Source organism: Reyranella sp. (assembly GCF_036558665.1).
Taxonomy (GTDB): Bacteria; Pseudomonadota; Alphaproteobacteria; order Reyranellales; family Reyranellaceae; genus Reyranella.
Window position 1 is genome coordinate 1 of record NZ_DATBFE010000013.1, and the last position, 17629, is coordinate 17629.

Consider the following 17629-nt stretch of genomic DNA (forward strand, 5'->3'; position numbering starts at 1 on the left):
ATGGTGGCGCAAACACGATTGCGCACCACGCCCGCAGGAGCCGGCGATGCCCGCTCGCTGCTGAGCGTGCGTGATATTTCCGTTCGCTTCGGCGGCATCGTGGCGTTGGATGGCGTGTCCTTCGATGTCGAGCCCGGCCAGATTGCCGGTCTGATCGGCCCCAATGGCGCCGGCAAGACGACGCTCTTTAACTGTTTGAGCCGCCTCTATATCCCGAACCAGGGCGACATCCTGTTCGAGGGGCGCTCGATTTTGCGCAAGAGCCGGCACGCCATCGCCAAGCTCGGCATCGGGCGCACCTTTCAGAACGTGGCACTGTTCGACCGCATGTCCGTGCTCGACAACGTCAAGGTCGGCTGCCACAGCCGCACCTCCGTCGGCTTCATCACCGACGCCTTGCGTCTGCCCAGACACGAGGCGGAGGAACGCGAGATTAGCGAGCGCGCGCTCGAACTGATCGCTTTCATGGAACTTGACGGCTTTGCGCGGCTGCCGGCCGGGCCGCTGCCGTTTCCCGTGCGCAAACGCGTCGAGCTGGCGCGGGCCCTGGCGGGACGCCCGAAACTCCTGTTGCTGGATGAGCCCGCCGCCGGGCTCAACCATGACGAGGTCGACGTGCTGCGCGGCCAAATCCGGCGGGTACGCGACACCCAGAACGTCACGGTCTTGCTGGTCGAACATCACATGAGCCTGGTGATGTCGGTCTCCGACAAGGTGGTCGCCATCGATTTCGGCAAGAAGATCGCCGAAGGTTCGCCGGCCGACGTGCAACGCGATCCGGAAGTGATCCGGGCCTATCTCGGAACGGAGGCGTAAGATGGCCGCGCTGCTCGAGGCTCAAGGTCTCAAAGCATTCTACGGCCAAACCCAAGCCCTGCACGATGTCAGCTTTTCCCTGCAGTCAGGCGGCATCACCACCCTGCTGGGCGCCAACGGCGCCGGCAAGACGACGACGCTCAAGGCCATCTCCGGCGTCCTGCGCAGCGAGCGTGGCGAGGTCACCAAGGGCACGATCCGCTTCGGCGAGCGTCGCATCGACGGCATGCGCGCGAACGAGGTGACGAAGCTCGGCCTCGCCCAGGTTTTCGAGGGCCGGCGTGTGTTCGAGCACCTGACGGCCGAGGAGAACCTGATCGCCGGCGGTCATGTACAGAGCGGTCCGTCCGTCAAGCAGGGCATCGATATGGTCTACACCTATTTCCCGAGGCTGCGCGAACGGCGCAGCCAACTATCCGGCTATCTGTCGGGCGGAGAGCAGCAAATGCTGGCAATCGGCCGCGCCCTGATGAGCAGGCCCCGTGTCGTCTTGCTGGACGAGCCTTCGCTGGGACTGGCTCCCCGGCTGGTCGAGGAGATCTTCGGCATCGTCGGCCGGCTCGTGAAGCAGGAGAAGCTGTCGGTGCTGCTGGTCGAGCAGAACGCCGCCATGGCGCTGGCCGTGGCCGAGCACGGCTATGTCATGGAAAACGGCCGCATCGTGCTGGAAGGTCCAGCGGCCCAGCTGCGCGACAACTCCGACATCAAGGAGTTCTATCTCGGCCTCAACGAGGGCGGGACGCGCAAATCCTATCACGACACCAAGCACTACAAGCGGCGCAAGCGCTGGCTGCATTGAGACCGCGGCGGCCCGCTCGCACGGTGCCGGAACCGCCAGATAGCCCAATTGCCTATGGTTTGTCGCCGGCCTCAGCTCTCTGTCCGCTCCTTCTTGGCATTGACGAAAAGGCTTCCGATCCACATCTTGTAGGGCATGAGTGAAACTCCCTTCTCCGTTTCCGAGAACGCCGCCAAGCGGATCGCCTTCCTGGCAGCCAAAGAAGCCAAGCCAGTCATGATGCGGGTCGCCGTGCTGGGCGGTGGATGCTCGGGCTTCCAGTACAATTTCTCGTTCGAGGAGCGGCGCAACGACGACGATCTCGTGATCGAGCGCAATGGCGCTGCCGTGCTGGTCGACAGCACCTCCCTTGAGCTTCTCAAGGGCAGCGAGCTGGACTACGTCGAGGAAATGGTCGGCTCGTCCTTCCAGGTAAAGAACCCGAACGCCACTTCGTCCTGCGGTTGCGGCAACTCCTTCAGCGTGTGATCCGGCCGCGATGAAGATCGCGACCTGGAATGTGAATTCCGTCCGCAAGAGGACGGGCAACCTCTTGGCATGGCTGCAAAAAGCCAAACCCGACATCGTCGTGCTGCAGGAGATCAAGGCCCAGGAGGCGCAGTTCCCCCGCCTCGAGATCGAGGCGGCCGGCTACAAGGTCGAGATCGTTGGCCAGAAGGGATTCAATGGCGTGGCGCTCCTGTCGCTGCACCCGGTCGAGATCACGGCCCGCAGCCTGCCCGATCCGGCAGCCGACGAGCCGGCGCGCTATGTCGAGGGCCGGGTGCAGACGCCAAAGGGACCGCTCACCGTGGGCGGTCTCTATCTGCCCAACGGCAACCCGATCCACACCGACAAGTTCGCCTACAAGATCGCCTGGATGGACCGCCTCGGCCAGCGGGCACGGTCGCTGCTGGCGCGGGAAGAGATGTTCGTGCTGGGCGGTGACTACAATGTCTGCCCCACCGATGCCGATGTGTTCAGCCCCGCCGCCTTTGCCGACGACGCCCTTTGTCAACCACAGTCGCGCCAGGCATTGCGGGCATTGCTCAATCTCGGTCTGACAGACGCCGTACGCGCCTTCGATATCGAAGGACCGCAATACACCTATTGGGACTACCAGGCGGGTGCCTGGCAGAAGAACAACGGTCTGCGGATCGACCACCTGCTGCTTTCACCCCAGGCCGCCGACCGCCTCGCCGCCGTCGGTATCGACAAGGAAGAACGCAGCCAGCCGGAGCCTTCGGACCACGTGCCGGTCTGGTGCGCGCTGGACCTCGCTTGACGCCTACTCCGCTCCCGAGCCGATCACGCCGCCGTCGGCAATGATGCACTGACCGCAGACGAACGCTGCCGCTTTGGACGCGAGGAAGACCGCCACGCCGCCGATGTCCTCGGGTTGACCGATCCGCTTCAGTGCCGCCTTGCTCTCTTGGGCGCTGCGGATCTGTGGATTGTCCCACAGGGCCTTGGCGAAATCGGTCTGGATCAGGCCCGGCGCGATGGCATTCACCCGAATATTGTGCTTGCCCCATTCCATGGCGAGCGACTTCACCAGCGACAGGTCGGCTGCCTTGCTCATGTTGTAGGCGGCGATATGGGCCGACCCGACGAGAGCGCCGATCGACGAGACGACGATGAAGGCGCCGTCCCTTCGCTCCGCCATCTCCGGCCCTACCATGTTCATCAGCCAGAGGTTGGACATCACATTGTTCATCATGATCTTCTGGAACACGTCCTCCTTCAGTCCGGTGAGCGGTCCGAAATAGGGATTGGAAGCGGCGTTGCAGACCATGATGTCGATCTTGTCGTAGGTCCTGCGCGCCGTGGCGACCAGGTTCTCGAGTTGCACCTTGTCGGAGATGCTGGCGGCGACCGCCGTCGCTTCCCCGCCTGTTGCCTTGATGCCCTTCACGACTTCCTCGCACGCCGGCAGCTTGCGGCTCGAGACCACGACCTTGGCGCCGTGCGCGGCCATCTGCTCGCAGATCGAGCGGCCGATACCGCGGCTGCCGCCGGTCACCACCGCCACCTTGCCGGAAAGGTCGAACATCATCAGGTCATCTCCTCGTCCCGTGTTGCGGCGACCTTAGCGGCGGCTGAAGAGCGCGATCAACTCCAGATGCGCCGACCACAGGAACTGGTCGACAAGCATCAATTTCTCCAGCCGGTATCCGCCGTCCTGCAATGTGCGCGCATCGCGGGCAAAACTGCCGTGATCGCACGAGGCATGGACGATTCGCGGCACGCTCGAGGAGGCGAGCTCCGCAACCTGCGCCGCCGCGCCGGCGCGCGGCGGGTCGAGCAGCACGGCGTCGAAATCGTCGAGTTCCCTCGTCGGCAAGGGATTGCGGAAGAGATCGCGGCGCTCGACCGTGACACGATTGCTGCCCTCCTTGCGGGCAGCGGCGTCCGCAGCAGCCACGCTCGATCGATCGTTCTCGAACAGGCAGGCCCGCCCCTGCCTGCCAAGCGACAGCGAGCCAATGCCGGCAAAGAGATCGGCGAGCCGCGCCGCCCCACCCGCCCAAGATGTGACGGCCGCCCGCATGGTTTGCTCACCGCGCTTTGTCGCCTGCATGAAGGCCCCGGGCGGCGGTTCAACCGTAACATCTCCCAAGGTGAGCGCCGGCTGCCGGCGAATCACGATGGGTTCGGCATGCGCTCGATCGCCCCAGCTCAGCCGGGCGAGATCCGCGCGGTCTGAGAGACCGACCAGTGATCGGCGCCGGTCAAGCGAAAGGTCGAAGCGCTTGTGCGGGCGGATGAGCACGTCGAGACCGGTATCCGTCTCGTTCGCGACCGCGTCGGCGGCGCCGCCGTCCGGCAGAACCTCGCCCATCGTGGCCCGCATTGTCTGGAGAAGCGCGGTGAGAGATGGCCGCGCAACCACGCACGTGCCGATGTCCACCACGCGCGCACTCACCCGCTCATGGAAGCCCGCCAGCACGCGCCGCCCCTGGCGGCGCAAGACGAAGTCCACCCGCCGGCGCTCGCCAGCCAGGCCAACCATGGGCGCTTCGAACCGCGGCGTCTCGACACCGCGCTGCTCGAGCGCGCGTTCAACAAGGGTCGACTTCCATGCGGCATAGACATCGCCGCGCCAATGTTGCAACGCGCATCCGCCGCACATGGTGAAGTGTGCGCAAGGCGGCGTCTCGCGATGGCGGGATGGCGACCGCACCTCGACGAGCCGGGCGGCGATCCCGCCGCCGCGCTGATCCAGGGGCTCCGCCTCGATGGTCTCCCCCGGCAACGTGAATGGTACGAAATAGCGCCTGCCGCCTTGTTCCGCGACACCATCGCCACGCGCGCCAACTTCCAGGATGTCGAGCGTGAGCGTCACGCTCCCACTCACTACCCCAACCAGCTCTTGGCCGGGCGCATCTCGCCGACCAGCAGACCGACCACGTTCCTGACTGGTGGATGCAGGAGCTCTTGCATTTGATCCGCCGCCAGGATGCCGAGGTGTCCAAGCAGGGTCGCCATCGCGAGCTCGGCCGCACGGCCCGCGCCGTCCCACATCTTGAGCGCGATCCCCAGGCCGAGGCCCGGCAGCATGGCGCAGAATACGCCTTCGGCGCCGGTCTTGACCTGGGCCACACCGGCAAGCGTGCCGTTGATGCGCGTACAGAAGCGCCCCGTGCCCGCCATCATGAACGGTTCGGCATTCATCGCCGCGCGGATGCGGCCGGCCGCTTCGGCCCGCCTGTTCGAGAGTCGCGACGGCTCGGCCATGTTGGCCATCGCCCGGGCAAGCCTCCTGAGCGGCGTGGCAAGAGTAGGGATACCGCAGCCGTCGGTGCCATAGGCAAAGTCGTTGGCGTCCGTCCCGCACAGATCCGTCATCACGTCGCGCAGTCGACGCTGCACAGGATGATCGTACTTGATGTATCCGCGCGTCGGCTCGCCATAGGTCACGGCAGTCGACAGGAAGCCGCTATGCTTGCCCGAGCAGTTGTTGAAGGCGGGCGTGGGCGCCGTGCCCTCGCGCGCCAGCGACTCGATCGTGGACTGCAGGCGCGGCGGATGGGTGCCGCATTCGAGATCGGCCTCGCGCAGCCCGACCTTGCCAAGCCATGCGCGCACCGTTTCGACGTGGCGCGGCTCGCCGTTGTGCGAGGCACAGGCGAGGGCAATGTGCTCGTTGCCGAGGCCGAACCGCTCGATCGCGCCGCTCTCGACGAAGGCCATCGCCTGGATGGGCTTGTTGGCCGATCGCGGAAGGATGGCGGCATCGATGTCGCCCCACGAGGCTACGATTGTGCCGTCGGGCTTCATGACGGCGGCAATACCCTCGTGCCGGCTCTCCACCACGGGGCCCCGCGTGACCTCGATGACGACAGGGCCGTTGCTCACGATTCCCGTTCCAGTTTGACGATCGTGACGTTGTCCTGGTGGGGAACGCCGGCCGCGAGTACGGCGGCAATCAACTTCCGCACCGGCTGCGCCGCCAGCGCCGCGACATCGTCTGCACCCAGACTGTGCACGCCATCACTGCACAAAAGGAGCCGCACATGACGGTCCAATCGCCGACTGCCCTGGTCTATCAGGCTGAGCGGTTCGCCCATGACCGCCTCGCGTAACGTATGGCGTCCGGGATGGGCAGCGGCTTCCTCGGCCGTCAGCATGCCACGCGCCTGAAGTGCATCGATTTGCGGCGCCATCGAATGATCGGCATTCAAGCGCTCCATCGTCTTGCCGGCAACGACATAGAACGGCGAGTCGCCCACGCTGACCCACTGCACCTCGTCTTCGTTGACGAGGGCCGCAACCACGGTCGAGCCCATTCCTTCGAGCTCGGGCCGGCCTTTTCCGCCCTCCCGCACCGCCGCGTTCGCCGCCTGCAGGGCATCGGTCAGCGAGCTACCCCGCTCGACCATCTTCACCACCGCCTCGACCACGAGCTTCGACGCCGTTGCTCCGCCGGAATGGCCTCCCATGCCGTCGGCGACGATCGCGAGCAGCGATCCATCCGCGAGCGGGCGCAATGCCCAGCTGTCTTCCTGATAGGGGCGACCACCGCGATGCTGGCCGCCCTCGCCCCGCCAGCGAGAACTCATGTCCTAGTGCCACACCGCCGGAAGCTTGTTGAGGCCGCGCAGCGTGAAGTTGCGCCGCCAGTCAGGGCGGTCCTTTTCCGGCAATTCAAGCGAGGGCAGGCGCTCGACCAGGGCGGTAAAGACCAGTTCGGCCTCCAGCCGGGCAAGCTGGGCGCCCAGGCAGTGATGAATGCCGCCGCCGAACGACATCGGCCGCACGTTCTCACGTGCCACGTCCAGCCGGTCGGGATCGTCGTACTGCGCCGGATCTCGGTTCGCCGCTCCCAGCAGCATTATGATGCTTTCGCCGGCCGGGATGGTCACGCCGCCGACCTCGACCTCGGTGTTGGTCACGCGGCCGGTCATCTGCACCGACGAATCGAAGCGCAGCAGCTCCTCGACCGCCCCCGCGATCAACGACGGCTCGTCCTTCAGCCGCTGCCACTGATCCGGTGACCGATGAAGCGCCAGCAGGCCGTTGCCAATCAGATTGGTGGTGGTTTCATGGCCAGCGCCGAACAGCAGGCCGATGTTGGAGCGCAGCTCCTCGGCGCTCAGCCGGTCTCCCGCCTCCTCCGCCTTCACGAGTTCAGTCGTCAGATCGTCCTGCGGCTGGCGGCGGCGCAACTCGCAGAGCTGGTCGAAATAGGCGTTGCCGGCTTCGGTCATGGCATTGGCATGGTCCAGCTCCTGGCGAGTCATGGGGACCGGGTCGAGGACGCGGCCGCTGACGTTGCTGCCTGCCAGGAACGCCGCCCGGTGTTCCTCGGGGATGCCGAGCATGTCGCAGATCACGATCACCGGCAGTCGATGGGCGAGATCGCGGATGACATCCATGCCTCCCTTGCCGGCCACGTGATCGAGCTGCTGATCGACCAGCCGTCGGATGCGCGGCCGCATGTCGGCAATGCGACGGGCGGTGAAGGCCTTGGTCACAAGGCTGCGCAGGCGGGTATGGTCGGGCGGGTCGAGGACCAGCATGGTGCGGGACAAATTGGCGATAGTCGGTTCGCGCAACCGATCCTCGCCATAGCGGCGGCGGATGGTCCCGGCGAAATCCTTGCCGAAGCGCTTGTCGCGGAGTGAAAACGCCACGTCCTCATATCGCGTCAGCAGCCAGAAGCCCTGCTCCGCCTTGAACACAGGCGCTTGCTCGCGCAGCCGGCGGTAGAAGGAATAGGGATCGGCGAGAAAGGCGGGATCAAGCGGATCGAAGACCAGTGGCGTCGCTGTCGCCGGACGGCTCATGTCGTTCATGATCCTCCTCTAGCACGATACTGCTTGCGGCGCGAACGACGGCCACCCTAGCATCGCACCATGCATGCATTGACCTTGGGGCTGCGCCAGGCGGTCGAGCGGAAACCCGACGCGCAGTCCACGAGTTTCGCGCCGCGCCGACGGACCTGGCGGCAAACGGCGGATCGTGTCGGCCGGGTCGCCGGCGCGCTGGCTACACTTGAGGTAGAACGCGGCGACCGGGTCGCCATCCTGGCCCAGAACAGTGACCGCTATTTCGAGCTTATGTATGCCGTGGCCTGGGTGGGCGCGGTCCTGGTTCCGATAAACACCGGACTTGGCTCGGCGGAAATCGAACACATCCTTGCCGATTCGCACGCCTCCATCCTGTTCATCGACGGAACCATGGCCCACCATCTGACGGCCCTGCAGCACAGGGTGCCTCACGTCCGCGAGGTGGTCTGGATCGACGACATCGCTTCGCCGGAGGGTATGCTGCATTACGAAGATCTGTCGGCCGACGAACTGGTACCCGATGCCGGCGCCAGTGGTGCGGACCTTGCCGGTCTTTTCTACGACGGCATGGCCGAAAATACGGCCGGCACCGCCCTCACGCATGGCGCCATGGTCGGCAACGCCGTCGAGGCCATCGGCCATCTCGGCTTCGACAGCAACACGGTGTACCTTCACGCCTCGCCGATGTTCGAGCTGGCCGAAGACGCCTTGACCTTTGGCGTCACCCTGGCAGGTGGCCGCCACGTCTTCGTGCCGCGCTTCGAGCCTCGCGAAGTGCTGCAGATCGTCACTGCCGACAAGGTCACACATGCACAGCTTCGTCCCGATATGATCGATCAACTCCTCTCGCATCGCCGGTTCAGCGACTTCGACCTCTCGACCCTGTCGGCCATCCTCTGCGGCAGCACGCCGATCTCCGAACCGCTTCTCGGCAAGGCGACAATCCTGCTGCCGGGAGTCCGGCTGATCGACGCGGAAGGCAATAGCGCGAGCTGATCATGTCTGGCGTCCCTCCCTACTACGACTGGATCGCCCACCATGCCGGCCGTCGCCCCCGGCAACTCGCGATCCACGACCTGCAGACGACGCGGAAATTCAGCTATGCCGATCTCGACCGCCGCACGAATCGACTCGCGGCGGCGCTCGCGGCGCGGGGAATCGCCAAAGGCGATCGGGTCGCGCTGCTGGCACCCAATTGTGCCGAATATTTCGAGCTCCAGTTCGCCTGCGGCAGGATCGGTGCGATCATGCTGCCTCTCAACTGGCGGCTCACCGTGCCGGAGCTCCAATATATCCTGGGCGATTCAACACCCAGGCTCCTGATTCACGACAGCAGCTTTGCCGCCGCCGCGGCCGAACTGGCAATACTTTGCGCGATCCCGCACCTGATCGAGATCGATCACGAGCGTCCTGCGAGCGCCTACGAGGATGCCCTCGCCGGCGTTGCCGCCGAGCCAACGCCCGTCGTGCTCAGTCACGACGATATCGGCATGGTGATGTACACATCGGGCACGACGGGACACCCCAAAGGCGCCATCATCACCCACGGCATGGTGTTCTGGAATTGCGTCAATCTCGGCATTCCGGCCCTCATCTCTCCGCAAACCGTCCAGCTCGTCGTGTTGCCGCTGTTCCATACCGGCGGGCTCAATTGCTACGCCAACCCGGTTCTGCATGCCGGCGGCACGATCCTGATCATGCGTACTTTCGATCCGGGCCTCGCGCTGGACTGCCTTTCCGACCCCGCGCTCGGCATCACGCACTTCTTCGGCGTCCCCGCACCCTACCAGTTCATGATGCAGCATCCGAAGTTCCCGGATGCCGACCTTTCGCGCCTGCAGGTGGCCGGCGTCGGCGGCGCACCGTGCGCACTTTCGATCCTGGAAGGCTGGACGGCGCGCGGCGTGCCGCTGGTGCAAGGTTGGGGCATGACCGAGACCAGCCCTGCCGGCACGATGCTCGACGCCGCAGATGCGATCCGCAAGCTGGGCTCGGCCGGCAAGGCCATGATGCATACCGCCATCCGCATCGCCGACGAGGCGGGCGGCGATGCGCCGAGCGGCGCGATTGGCGAGCTGCTGATCAAGGGTCCGAACATCACTCCGGGTTACTGGAACAAGCCGGAAGCAACGGCCAGCGCTTTCACCGACGGCTGGCTCCACACCGGCGACGCCGCCCGCATGGACGAAGAAGGCTTCGTCTATATCGTCGACCGCTGGAAGGACATGTACATCTCGGGCGGCGAGAACGTGTATCCGGCGGAAGTCGAAAATGTCCTCTTCCAACTCCCCCAGGTCGCGGACGCCGCCATAATCGGTGTGCCGAACGAGCGTTGGGGCGAAGTGGGCATGGCCATCATCGTGCGCAAATCAGACCACGCCCTGGAAGAAGGCGAAGTGATCCGCCATTGCCTCGCCAGGCTGGCCAAGTTCAAGGTGCCGCAATCGGTCACCTTCGTCGAAGCCCTGCCTCGCAACGCGACGGGCAAGGTGTTGAAGCGCGAATTGCGGACTCAGTTCGTGGGGGCCGACAAGCCGGCGATCACTTGATCGTTTCAGACCATTGGAACGTAGTCGTACTCGCCGATACCCTGCAAGACGAGGAAGGTAAGCGATGTCGTTCCGGCGTTGGTAACGAGGTGTGGTCGCTTGGCTTTGGCGACGAAGCTTTCGCCGGGCCCCAGCCGCACTTCTTCCTTGGGATCCTGGAGGAAAAGGCGCATCCGGCCCTCGAGCACGTAGAACGTATCGCTGACGTTGGTGTGATAGTGCCAAGGGACCTTCTGAGCGGGCGAAAGCTGCAGCTCGCTGATGTGGAAGCCGTTTCGCACGACATGCCGTGCCCGATGCTCCACCTCGTAGAGATGGCTGGCGTCCTTCACCGGCTGGAGTGGTCGCGTGTCCATTGTGAAAAAGCCTAGACCTACGCGACTTCGCCGGCAAGCACGGTCCCTACTGCAGTTTTTTGGCACGGACAGGACGGCCGGCACCTGATAGACAGGCGTGCCATGCTGACGATCTACGGCATCTATCGGTCGCGCGCGTCGCGCAACATATGGTTGGCCTACGAACTCGGCCTGCCTTTCAAGCACGTGCCGGTGATCCAGCACTACCGGCTGGCCGATGCGACAGCGCCCGATGCACCGCTCAATACGCGATCGCCAGCCTTCCTCAAGGTCAATCCCAACGGCCATGTGCCATCGATCGACGATGACGGCCTGGTCCTCCACGAATCGCTGGCAATCAATCTCTACCTCGCCAAGAAGCATGGCGGTCCGCTGGCGCCGGCCAGTGTCGCGGAAGATGGTGAAATGACGATGTGGGCGCTGTGGGCCGCGACCGAGCTCGAAACCAAGGCGCTCGACATCATGTACCATCGTGTCGGCAATCCGAGCGGTCCAAAGGATCCAAAGATTGCCGACGCCGCCGTGGCGGCACTGCGCGGTCCGTTCACCGTGCTCGACCGGGCGCTGGCGAGCGGCTATCTCGTGGGCGGTCGCTTCACAGTGGCCGACATCAACACCGCAGAGATCGTCCGTTATGCCGTACCCGCTCCCGAATTGTTCGAAGCGGCTCCAGGGGTGAAGGCCTGGCTGGATGCTTGCCAAAGCCGGCCGGCCTTCAGGAAGATGTGGGAGATGCGCGACAAGGAGCCGGCCTGACCGGCGCTCATTCCGGGGGCGCAGGTGGAACTCGACAAGGATCGTCTGGCGAAGCTCCTGAACCTGACCGACAGTGCGCATGACGCAGAGGCTTTGGCGGCGATCCGCAAGGCAAACGAACTACTCCGCCTCTCACAGACGGACTGGCCTTCGGCTCTCGGCATCAGGTCGCCGGACGACGCAACTGCACATCCCGACGCGCCGGAGACCGAACGAGCCAATCGCGCGGCCGAACCGCCGACCCGCCCCGTTTCGGAACCCCCGCCTTTCGGCCATCTTCGGGCGTACGCCTACCGCAATGCGTTCCGCCGCGAACCGCTGATGGCACGGCTGATCGGCTTCCCGTTCTGGATCGGAGTCGAGCTCCTGGCGTCACTGGCTCCGGACAAGCTGCTCGATACCCGCGGACGGTGGCTGATGGCCGTTTTCACGCTTTGCGTGATCCTGGGGCTGATGGCCTGGATCGGGTTCGGCTACGCGGCGTTGATCGGCTTCGACTTCACCTGACGTCAAGCCCCGAGGTCAAGCCGCCAACACAAGGCGATCGGAGGAACGCGCGAAACCGAAGCTTTCGTAGAAGCGCTTGGCATCGCGATTGACGTCGCCTACGAAAGCCTCGACCTGAACGGCGCGGCGCTGGCGGGACCACTCGACTGCGGCCGCCAGCAGCCGTCGTCCAATGCGGCGGCCGCGCTGGTCGGCACGCACGACGAGATTGTCGACTTCCACCACCTTGTGGATGCCGCCTTCCGGTCGGGGCACGATCCGAGTCACCAGCACCGCGACGGCCAGCACGCCGATCTCACTTTGCGCTACCAGGAGCGTAGTCGCGGGGTTCGACATCCACGTCATCACCTGCTCGCGCGCATGCAGGGGATTGTCCAGCAGCGTGCACAGCACATCGCAGTCGCGCGGTCCCCCCAGCCGCACGCGAATCGAGAGCGGCGGGGCCACCGCCTTTATTCCTTCAGCATCAACGATCGACACTTCATCCTCCGTCTGCGGTCCCGCCGCGGCCCGGAGGCCGATCCAGAAACAAAGAAGCCGCCGGGATGCGGCGGCTTCGTTTGGTCATGACCCTTCGCGCCGCCTATTTTAGCGACGTAAAGTACCAACCCTTCTGAAGCAGGTTCGTGGTCATGGTTCGTGTATAGGGCCGGGCGGCGCGGCTTGTCAATTACTCCGCAGCGACAGCCATGGCCTGCTTGAGGCCGGGCATGGCGAAGCCGAGCTTGTCGAGCCTGGCGATCATGTCCTTGCCCTGCGCGTCGGCCGTTTCCACGAGTGGCGGCCGAACCGGCGCCCAGCCGGCATCGCTGCCGTAGTGGGCGATGCAGTACTTGAGCGCGGGGATCATCACGTAGCCCTGCATGACTGCCCGCACCTCGTTGATCCAGCCCTGAAGCCTCTCGCCTTCGGCCGTCGCGTACTTCTTGTAGGTCTCGGCGATCCTGCCGGGATTGATGTTGGCGGTGGCGCTGATGCAGCCCGCGCCCCCCGATTTCACATTGTCGATCAATGGCTTTTCATTGCCCGAAAAGACGTCGAAGCCATCCTTCGCAAAGGCATCGATCATGCTCCTGGTATGGGGCCAGTCGTCCGACGAGTCCTTCATTCCCGCGATCTGCTTGGGGTATGCCTTCATCAGCCGCTCGACGAGCCTGTGGGTGATCGGCACGGCCGACACCGGCGGGATGTGATAGAGATAGATGCGCAGGCGATCGTCGCCGACCCGCTGCACGACCTCCGAAAAGAAGCGGAACAATCCCTCCTCCGGGACACCCTTGTAGTAGAACGGCGGCAGCATCAGCACCCCCGAGACCCCGATCCTGGTGGCATGAGCGCTCACCTTGGCCGCCTCCACGATGGAGCAGGCACCGGTGCCCGGCATCATCCGGTCGGTCGGCACCCCGGCGGCGACGACCTTCTCCAGGAGCTCCATGCGCTCGCCCGCCGACATCGAGTTGGCCTCGGAGTTGGTCCCGAACATGGCCAGCCCGCAATCCTGGCTGAGCAACCACTTGCAGTGCGCAACGAAGCGGCCGACATCCGGTGACAAGTCGCGCTTGAAAGGAGTGACGACCGGCGAAAGAACGCCTTTGATCCGCGCTGCGGCCATGATTTTATTTCTCCGGGGAATGGCGCACCTGTTTTGCAACGAAGCGCCGGAGACGTCCAGTGGCTTCGACCCACGATATCCTTCCCGATGACGGAACCGCAGGGACTCTGGTTGGCCGGGTGCGGCGAGCGGCCGGCCCGAGCGTCGTTTGCGTGCGCGCCGACGGCGTGTTCGACATCACCCACGCCGTGCCCACGACGGCCGACCTCTGCAACGCCGACGATCCGGTGTCGATGGCGCGCAGCAAGGGTGAACGCATCGGCGTCCTCGAGGATGTCGTGGCCGACCTGCTGGCGCCGATCGACCTGCAGGCCATCAAGGCCGCTGGCGTCACGTTTGCCGTGAGCCTGGTGGAGCGGCTGATCGAGGAGCATGCCAAGGGCGATCCGGCCCGCGCCGGGCAGGTTCGCAGGGAGCTGAACACGATCGTTGGTACCGACGTCGGCGCCATCAAGCCCGGCTCGGCCGAAGCAGAGGCCCTGAAGAAAACGTTGCTCGCACGCGGCGCATGGTCGCCATACCTCGAAGTGGGCATCGGCCCCTATGCCGAGATTTTCACCAAGGCGCCTCCGATGGCAGCCGTCGGCCATGGCGCCGAGATCGGCATCCGTTCCGACTCCGATTGGAGCAATCCCGAGCCGGAAGTGACGCTGATCGTGAATGCGAAGGGCACGATCGTCGGCGCCACTCTCGGCAACGACGTCAATCTGCGCGACATCGAGGGCCGGAGCGCACTGCTGCTCGGCCAGGCCAAGGACAACAACGCCTCCTGTGCCATCGGCCCTTTCATCCGCCTGTTCGATGCCACCTTCACTCTCGACGACGTGCGTCGGGCAAAGGTCGAACTCGAGGTCAGCGGACCCGACCAGTTCCGCCTGCGGGGCCAAAGCGACCTGTCGAAGATCAGCCGCGACCCGACCGAACTGGTGGCGCACGCGATGGGCAGGACGCACAACTATCCCGATGGCATGGCGCTGATGACCGGCACGCTGTTCGCGCCTACCGAACCGCGCACGCCGGGCGGCCCGGGCTTCACCCACATGGTGGGTGATCTCGTCTCCATCCGTTCGCCCAAGCTCGGCACCCTCAGCAACAGGGTGAATCACTGCGACAAGGTTCCGCCCTGGACGTTCGGCGTCTCGGCTCTGATGCGCAATCTGGCGAAGCGAGGCGTACTGCGATGAACGACGATCTTTGCCGCCTGCCCGCGTCGACGTTGCGCGACTACATCGCGGCGAGGAAGCTCTCGCCAGTCGAGTTGATGAAGGCGGTGCTGAGCCGGGCCGAGAAGCTGCAGCCCGTGCTCAATTGCTTCATCACGCTCGTGCCCGAGGAGGCGATGAAGGCCGCGGGAGACGCAGAGAACGCCGTCATGCAGGGCAAACCGCTCGCCCTGATGCACGGCATTCCCTACTCGGCGAAGGATCTGGTGAATACCGCAGGAGTCCGCACGACCTTCGGCTCGCGTCTTTACGAGCATAATGTGCCCGGCGAGGATGCCGTGGCCACTGCGCGCATGAGGCAAGCCGGCGCCATCCTGTTCGGCAAGACAACCACGCCGGAATTCGGCCACAAGGCGCTGACCGACGCACCCCTGTTCGGTCGCACGCGCAATGCCTGGAGCGCCGAACGCAGCTCGGGCGGATCGAGTGGCGGCGCCGCGGTCGCGGTCGCGGCGGGGATCGGCCCTATCGCCATCGCCACCGATGGCGGGGGCTCGACACGTATTCCCGCGGCGGCCAATGGCATGGTCGGGCTGAAGCAGAATCTCGGCACCATTCCGCACAGCCAGGCCGTCGATGCCTTCGGCAACTACACCTACGTCACGCCGTTGACGCGCACAGTGATGGACACGGCCCTGATGATGCAGGCAATGGCCGGCTCGCATCCCTCCGATCCGTGGTCGATCGGCGTCGAACCGCAGAACTATCTCGCCGCAGCGCAGGCTGATGGCGATCTCAAGGGCAGGAAGATCCTCTACAGCCTCACCTTCGGCAACAAGGCTGTCGCCAAGGACGTATGCGCGGCCTTCGAGCAGGCGCTTGCCCGCCTGCGCGAGCTCGGAGCCGACCTGGTCGAATTGGCGGAAGCGGTGCCCGATATGGAAGCCGTATGGAAGGTGATCAATCACACCACCTGGCGCGCGCGCTTCGACGACATGATCCGCCGCGACGGCGAGCGCATGTCGCCCTCGCTGGTGCGCCAGGTGGCGATGGCCATGGACTGGACGGGCGCCGACTACCAGCGTGCCATGTTTCAACGCGCCGAGATCTTCCGCCTGGTGCAGGGCTGGTTCGAAGGGGTCGATTTTCTGGTCATGCCGACGCTCTCGCGTACGGCACTGCCGATCGACCAGGACCTGTTCGAACCGATCAATATCGATGGCGTCGAGGTGGGCGAGCTGCGGCGCAACTGGTTCCCCTACACCATGGCCTTCAACATCACAGGCCACCCTGCCCTGACGCTCTGCTGCGGCTACGATAGCGAGAGCCTGCCGATCGGCCTGCAATTCGTCGGACGTTTCCGCGACGATGCCTCGGTGCTGCGTGCCGCGGCGCTGTACGAGGCGAGCGAGGATTGGCTGTCGCGATGGCCCGACCTCTGAAGCACTCGGCTCCACGACGGCCGCCGCTTTCAGCCGAAGAAATCCAGAGCCGCGTGCTGCATCGCGACGGACTGATCCTGGTGATCGACAAGCCGGCCGGGCTCGCGGTCCACGCGGGCCCCAGCCGGGCACCCAACCTCGAGGAGTGCTTCGAAGCCCTGCGCTACGGTCTGCCACGGCCGCCGGCACTGGCACACCGACTCGATGCCGACACCTCCGGTGTGCTCGTGCTCGGACGCCATCCCAAGGCGCTGAGCAAGCTCGGACGCCTGTTTGCCGGCCGGGGCGCCGAGAAGATCTACTGGGCGGTCGTCCATGGCAGCCCGCCGGCCGACGAAGGCCTGTTCGACTGGCGGCTGCTGAAGGTGAATACAAAGAGCGGCTGGTCGGTCCATGTTTCCGGCGACGGCCAGAACGCCAGCACACGCTACCGGATCATGGGCCGCGGGTCCGGTGTGAGCTGGCTGGAGCTGAAGCCCCAAACCGGCCGCACGCATCAGATCCGCGTGCATTGCGCGCACGCCGGCTGTCCTGTGCTCGGCGACCGCCTCTACGGCAAGGCCGAGGCTGGCCTGCAGCTCCATCTCCACTCACGGGCGATCGTCCTGCCGCTTTCCAGGACCAGGCCGCCGATCGAGGTCGAGGCGTCGCCGCCACCGCACATGCTCGAGGCGCTGCAGGCATGCGGCTATGTCAGTCCCGTGCCTTGACCCAGATCCGCAGCGGATCGCCGATCTCGAACCCGGCCTTGTGCGCCGCATTCAATTCGTCCCCCGACTCGTATCCGACCAGCGGCAGGCCGGGAAACGTCGCCGCGGCCAGAGAGCTGAGATCGCGCCACACGGCAGGCTCATCATCGGCATCGGCCACGACATTGGAAAGGCCGACGACCTTGTCCGTCCGATAGAGCGTCCCGCCGGCCACGATCGTACCGGCGCGGCGACCGGAGAACATGACGAAATTTCCGTCGCCGAAGAGTGCGGCAGGAAATCCCTCGTTGCCCGGTCCCGCCCGTTCCCACGTCAGGCCCGAGGCCATCTGAGCAGGTTTCGGGTGGTGCTTGCGAATCCAGTTCGCCTCCAGCAGCACCTCGAAGCCCAGCCGGGCGATATCGAGGGTGTGGAAGCTGTCCTTTACCGCCCAACGCCCCGGCAGGTGGGACTTCAGGAGGATGCGCACGGCTTGCCGCTGCTCGCTGATGTCGGTGTCGCCGGCCGTCAGCGTCACGACGTTGGGATAAAAGCGCGGCGCCGGCTCGGCGTTCACCCAGGTATGGACCAAAAACCTCCCCGCGGTGCCGTGCGCGAAGCACACGGCATTGCACCAGCGCGCATTGTTGAGCGCGGCGGTGATCGTC

At 65.1% G+C, this 17629-nt stretch carries 20 protein-coding genes; 11 read left to right on the forward strand and 9 right to left on the reverse strand.

What is annotated here, in order from left to right; genetic code table 11:
- The 4 genes from VH499_RS02395 to VH499_RS02410 all read left to right on the forward strand — a co-directional run bounded on the left by VH499_RS02395 (position 1) and on the right by VH499_RS02410 (position 2879).
- Entirely contained in the window at positions 1 to 816 is an 816-nt protein-coding gene (locus tag VH499_RS02395; protein ID WP_332051084.1) for an ABC transporter ATP-binding protein, read from the forward strand.
- 1 nt (position 817) lies between these two features.
- Positions 818 to 1615: an ABC transporter ATP-binding protein gene (locus VH499_RS02400; protein ID WP_332051085.1), complete on the forward strand. Its 798-nt coding sequence runs from the start codon at positions 818 to 820 to the stop codon at positions 1613 to 1615.
- Positions 1616 to 1750: 135 nt separating this feature from the next.
- Positions 1751 to 2083: an iron-sulfur cluster insertion protein ErpA gene (erpA, locus tag VH499_RS02405; protein WP_332051086.1), complete on the forward strand. Its 333-nt coding sequence runs from the start codon at positions 1751 to 1753 to the stop codon at positions 2081 to 2083.
- A gap of 10 nt (positions 2084 to 2093) precedes the next feature.
- On the forward strand, positions 2094 to 2879 hold the full coding sequence (locus VH499_RS02410; protein WP_332051087.1) for an exodeoxyribonuclease III: 786 nt from the start codon (positions 2094 to 2096) through the stop codon (positions 2877 to 2879).
- A 3-nt stretch (positions 2880 to 2882) separates the two neighbouring features.
- On the opposite strand, the gene VH499_RS02415 is transcribed toward VH499_RS02410, so the two are convergent.
- The 5 genes from VH499_RS02415 to VH499_RS02435 are packed head-to-tail and all read right to left on the reverse strand — an operon-like array spanning position 2883 to position 7893.
- Positions 2883 to 3653 (reverse strand): SDR family oxidoreductase, encoded by a 771-nt coding sequence (locus VH499_RS02415; protein ID WP_332051245.1) that lies wholly within the window; start codon positions 3651 to 3653, stop codon positions 2883 to 2885.
- 30 nt (positions 3654 to 3683) lie between these two features.
- Entirely contained in the window at positions 3684 to 4940 is a 1257-nt protein-coding gene (locus tag VH499_RS02420) for an RNA methyltransferase (protein ID WP_332051088.1), read from the reverse strand.
- Between the two features lie 11 nt (positions 4941 to 4951).
- Positions 4952 to 5953, reverse strand: a complete 1002-nt coding sequence (locus VH499_RS02425; RefSeq protein WP_332051089.1) for an asparaginase — start codon at positions 5951 to 5953, stop codon at positions 4952 to 4954.
- Positions 5950 to 6657, reverse strand: coding sequence for a PP2C family protein-serine/threonine phosphatase (locus VH499_RS02430; protein WP_332051090.1), 708 nt, complete (start codon positions 6655 to 6657; stop codon positions 5950 to 5952). Before VH499_RS02430 ends, VH499_RS02425 begins: the two co-directional genes overlap by 4 nt.
- Positions 6658 to 6660: 3 nt before the next feature.
- Positions 6661 to 7893, reverse strand: a complete 1233-nt coding sequence (locus tag VH499_RS02435; protein ID WP_332051091.1) for a cytochrome P450 — start codon at positions 7891 to 7893, stop codon at positions 6661 to 6663.
- 60 nt (positions 7894 to 7953) lie between these two features.
- Here VH499_RS02435 and VH499_RS02440 point away from each other — a divergent pair, with 60 nt between their 5' ends.
- Together VH499_RS02440 and VH499_RS02445 are read left to right on the forward strand one after the other, a co-directional pair.
- A complete protein-coding gene (locus tag VH499_RS02440; protein WP_332051092.1) occupies positions 7954 to 8883 on the forward strand; it encodes an AMP-binding protein in 930 nt (309 codons plus the stop codon).
- 2 nt (positions 8884 to 8885) lie between these two features.
- Positions 8886 to 10436 (forward strand): long-chain fatty acid--CoA ligase, encoded by a 1551-nt coding sequence (locus tag VH499_RS02445; protein ID WP_332051093.1) that lies wholly within the window; start codon positions 8886 to 8888, stop codon positions 10434 to 10436.
- Between the two features lie 5 nt (positions 10437 to 10441).
- Here the strand turns inward: VH499_RS02445 and VH499_RS02450 are convergent, their stop codons facing one another.
- Positions 10442 to 10792, reverse strand: a complete 351-nt coding sequence (locus VH499_RS02450; RefSeq protein WP_332051094.1) for a cupin domain-containing protein — start codon at positions 10790 to 10792, stop codon at positions 10442 to 10444.
- A gap of 102 nt (positions 10793 to 10894) precedes the next feature.
- Here VH499_RS02450 and VH499_RS02455 point away from each other — a divergent pair, with 102 nt between their 5' ends.
- Both VH499_RS02455 and VH499_RS02460 read left to right on the forward strand, forming a co-directional pair.
- Positions 10895 to 11548 carry a glutathione S-transferase family protein gene (locus tag VH499_RS02455; protein ID WP_332051095.1) on the forward strand — a complete coding sequence of 218 codons (654 nt, stop codon included), beginning with the start codon at positions 10895 to 10897 and terminating at the stop codon, positions 11546 to 11548.
- 24 nt (positions 11549 to 11572) lie between these two features.
- Positions 11573 to 12055, forward strand: a complete 483-nt coding sequence (locus tag VH499_RS02460; RefSeq protein WP_332051096.1) for a DUF2786 domain-containing protein — start codon at positions 11573 to 11575, stop codon at positions 12053 to 12055.
- A 15-nt stretch (positions 12056 to 12070) separates the two neighbouring features.
- Here the strand turns inward: VH499_RS02460 and VH499_RS02465 are convergent, their stop codons facing one another.
- Positions 12071 to 12535, reverse strand: a complete 465-nt coding sequence (locus tag VH499_RS02465; protein ID WP_332051097.1) for a GNAT family N-acetyltransferase — start codon at positions 12533 to 12535, stop codon at positions 12071 to 12073.
- 190 nt (positions 12536 to 12725) lie between these two features.
- The gene (locus VH499_RS02470; protein ID WP_332051098.1) at positions 12726 to 13667 is read right to left on the reverse strand and encodes a dihydrodipicolinate synthase family protein; all 942 of its coding nucleotides are present in this window, start codon (positions 13665 to 13667) and stop codon (positions 12726 to 12728) included.
- A 59-nt stretch (positions 13668 to 13726) separates the two neighbouring features.
- Between VH499_RS02470 and VH499_RS02475 the strand changes: the two genes are divergently transcribed.
- The 3 genes from VH499_RS02475 to VH499_RS02485 are packed head-to-tail and all read left to right on the forward strand — an operon-like array spanning position 13727 to position 16982.
- Entirely contained in the window at positions 13727 to 14851 is a 1125-nt protein-coding gene (locus tag VH499_RS02475) for a fumarylacetoacetate hydrolase family protein (RefSeq protein WP_332051099.1), read from the forward strand.
- Positions 14848 to 16272 carry an amidase gene (locus tag VH499_RS02480; RefSeq protein WP_332051100.1) on the forward strand — a complete coding sequence of 475 codons (1425 nt, stop codon included), beginning with the start codon at positions 14848 to 14850 and terminating at the stop codon, positions 16270 to 16272. Before VH499_RS02475 ends, VH499_RS02480 begins: the two co-directional genes overlap by 4 nt.
- The gene (locus VH499_RS02485; protein WP_332051101.1) at positions 16257 to 16982 is read left to right on the forward strand and encodes an RNA pseudouridine synthase; all 726 of its coding nucleotides are present in this window, start codon (positions 16257 to 16259) and stop codon (positions 16980 to 16982) included. Before VH499_RS02480 ends, VH499_RS02485 begins: the two co-directional genes overlap by 16 nt.
- On the opposite strand, the gene VH499_RS02490 is transcribed toward VH499_RS02485, so the two are convergent.
- Positions 16966 to 17553, reverse strand: coding sequence for a hypothetical protein (locus VH499_RS02490; protein ID WP_332051102.1), 588 nt, complete (start codon positions 17551 to 17553; stop codon positions 16966 to 16968). The two genes, VH499_RS02485 and VH499_RS02490, sit on opposite strands and share 17 nt — an antisense overlap.
- Positions 17554 to 17629 lie beyond the last annotated feature (76 nt).

Excerpts from the sequence above, each read along its gene's own strand:
- VH499_RS02485 (WP_332051101.1), top strand. The coding sequence starts at position 16,257 with ATGGCCCGACCTCTGAAGCACTCGGCTCCACGACGGCCGCCGCTTTCA.
- VH499_RS02395 (WP_332051084.1), top strand. The coding sequence starts at position 1 with ATGGTGGCGCAAACACGATTGCGCACCACGCCCGCAGGAGCCGGCGAT.
- VH499_RS02430 (WP_332051090.1), bottom strand. The coding sequence starts at position 6,657 with ATGAGTTCTCGCTGGCGGGGCGAGGGCGGCCAGCATCGCGGTGGTCGC.
- VH499_RS02400 (WP_332051085.1), top strand. The coding sequence starts at position 818 with ATGGCCGCGCTGCTCGAGGCTCAAGGTCTCAAAGCATTCTACGGCCAA.
- VH499_RS02470 (WP_332051098.1), bottom strand. The coding sequence starts at position 13,667 with ATGGCCGCAGCGCGGATCAAAGGCGTTCTTTCGCCGGTCGTCACTCCT.
- VH499_RS02450 (WP_332051094.1), bottom strand. The coding sequence starts at position 10,792 with ATGGACACGCGACCACTCCAGCCGGTGAAGGACGCCAGCCATCTCTAC.
- erpA (WP_332051086.1), top strand. The coding sequence starts at position 1,751 with ATGAGTGAAACTCCCTTCTCCGTTTCCGAGAACGCCGCCAAGCGGATC.
- VH499_RS02435 (WP_332051091.1), bottom strand. The coding sequence starts at position 7,893 with ATGAACGACATGAGCCGTCCGGCGACAGCGACGCCACTGGTCTTCGAT.
- VH499_RS02445 (WP_332051093.1), top strand. The coding sequence starts at position 8,886 with ATGTCTGGCGTCCCTCCCTACTACGACTGGATCGCCCACCATGCCGGC.
- VH499_RS02480 (WP_332051100.1), top strand. The coding sequence starts at position 14,848 with ATGAACGACGATCTTTGCCGCCTGCCCGCGTCGACGTTGCGCGACTAC.
- VH499_RS02440 (WP_332051092.1), top strand. The coding sequence starts at position 7,954 with ATGCATGCATTGACCTTGGGGCTGCGCCAGGCGGTCGAGCGGAAACCC.
- VH499_RS02455 (WP_332051095.1), top strand. The coding sequence starts at position 10,895 with ATGCTGACGATCTACGGCATCTATCGGTCGCGCGCGTCGCGCAACATA.
- VH499_RS02410 (WP_332051087.1), top strand. The coding sequence starts at position 2,094 with ATGAAGATCGCGACCTGGAATGTGAATTCCGTCCGCAAGAGGACGGGC.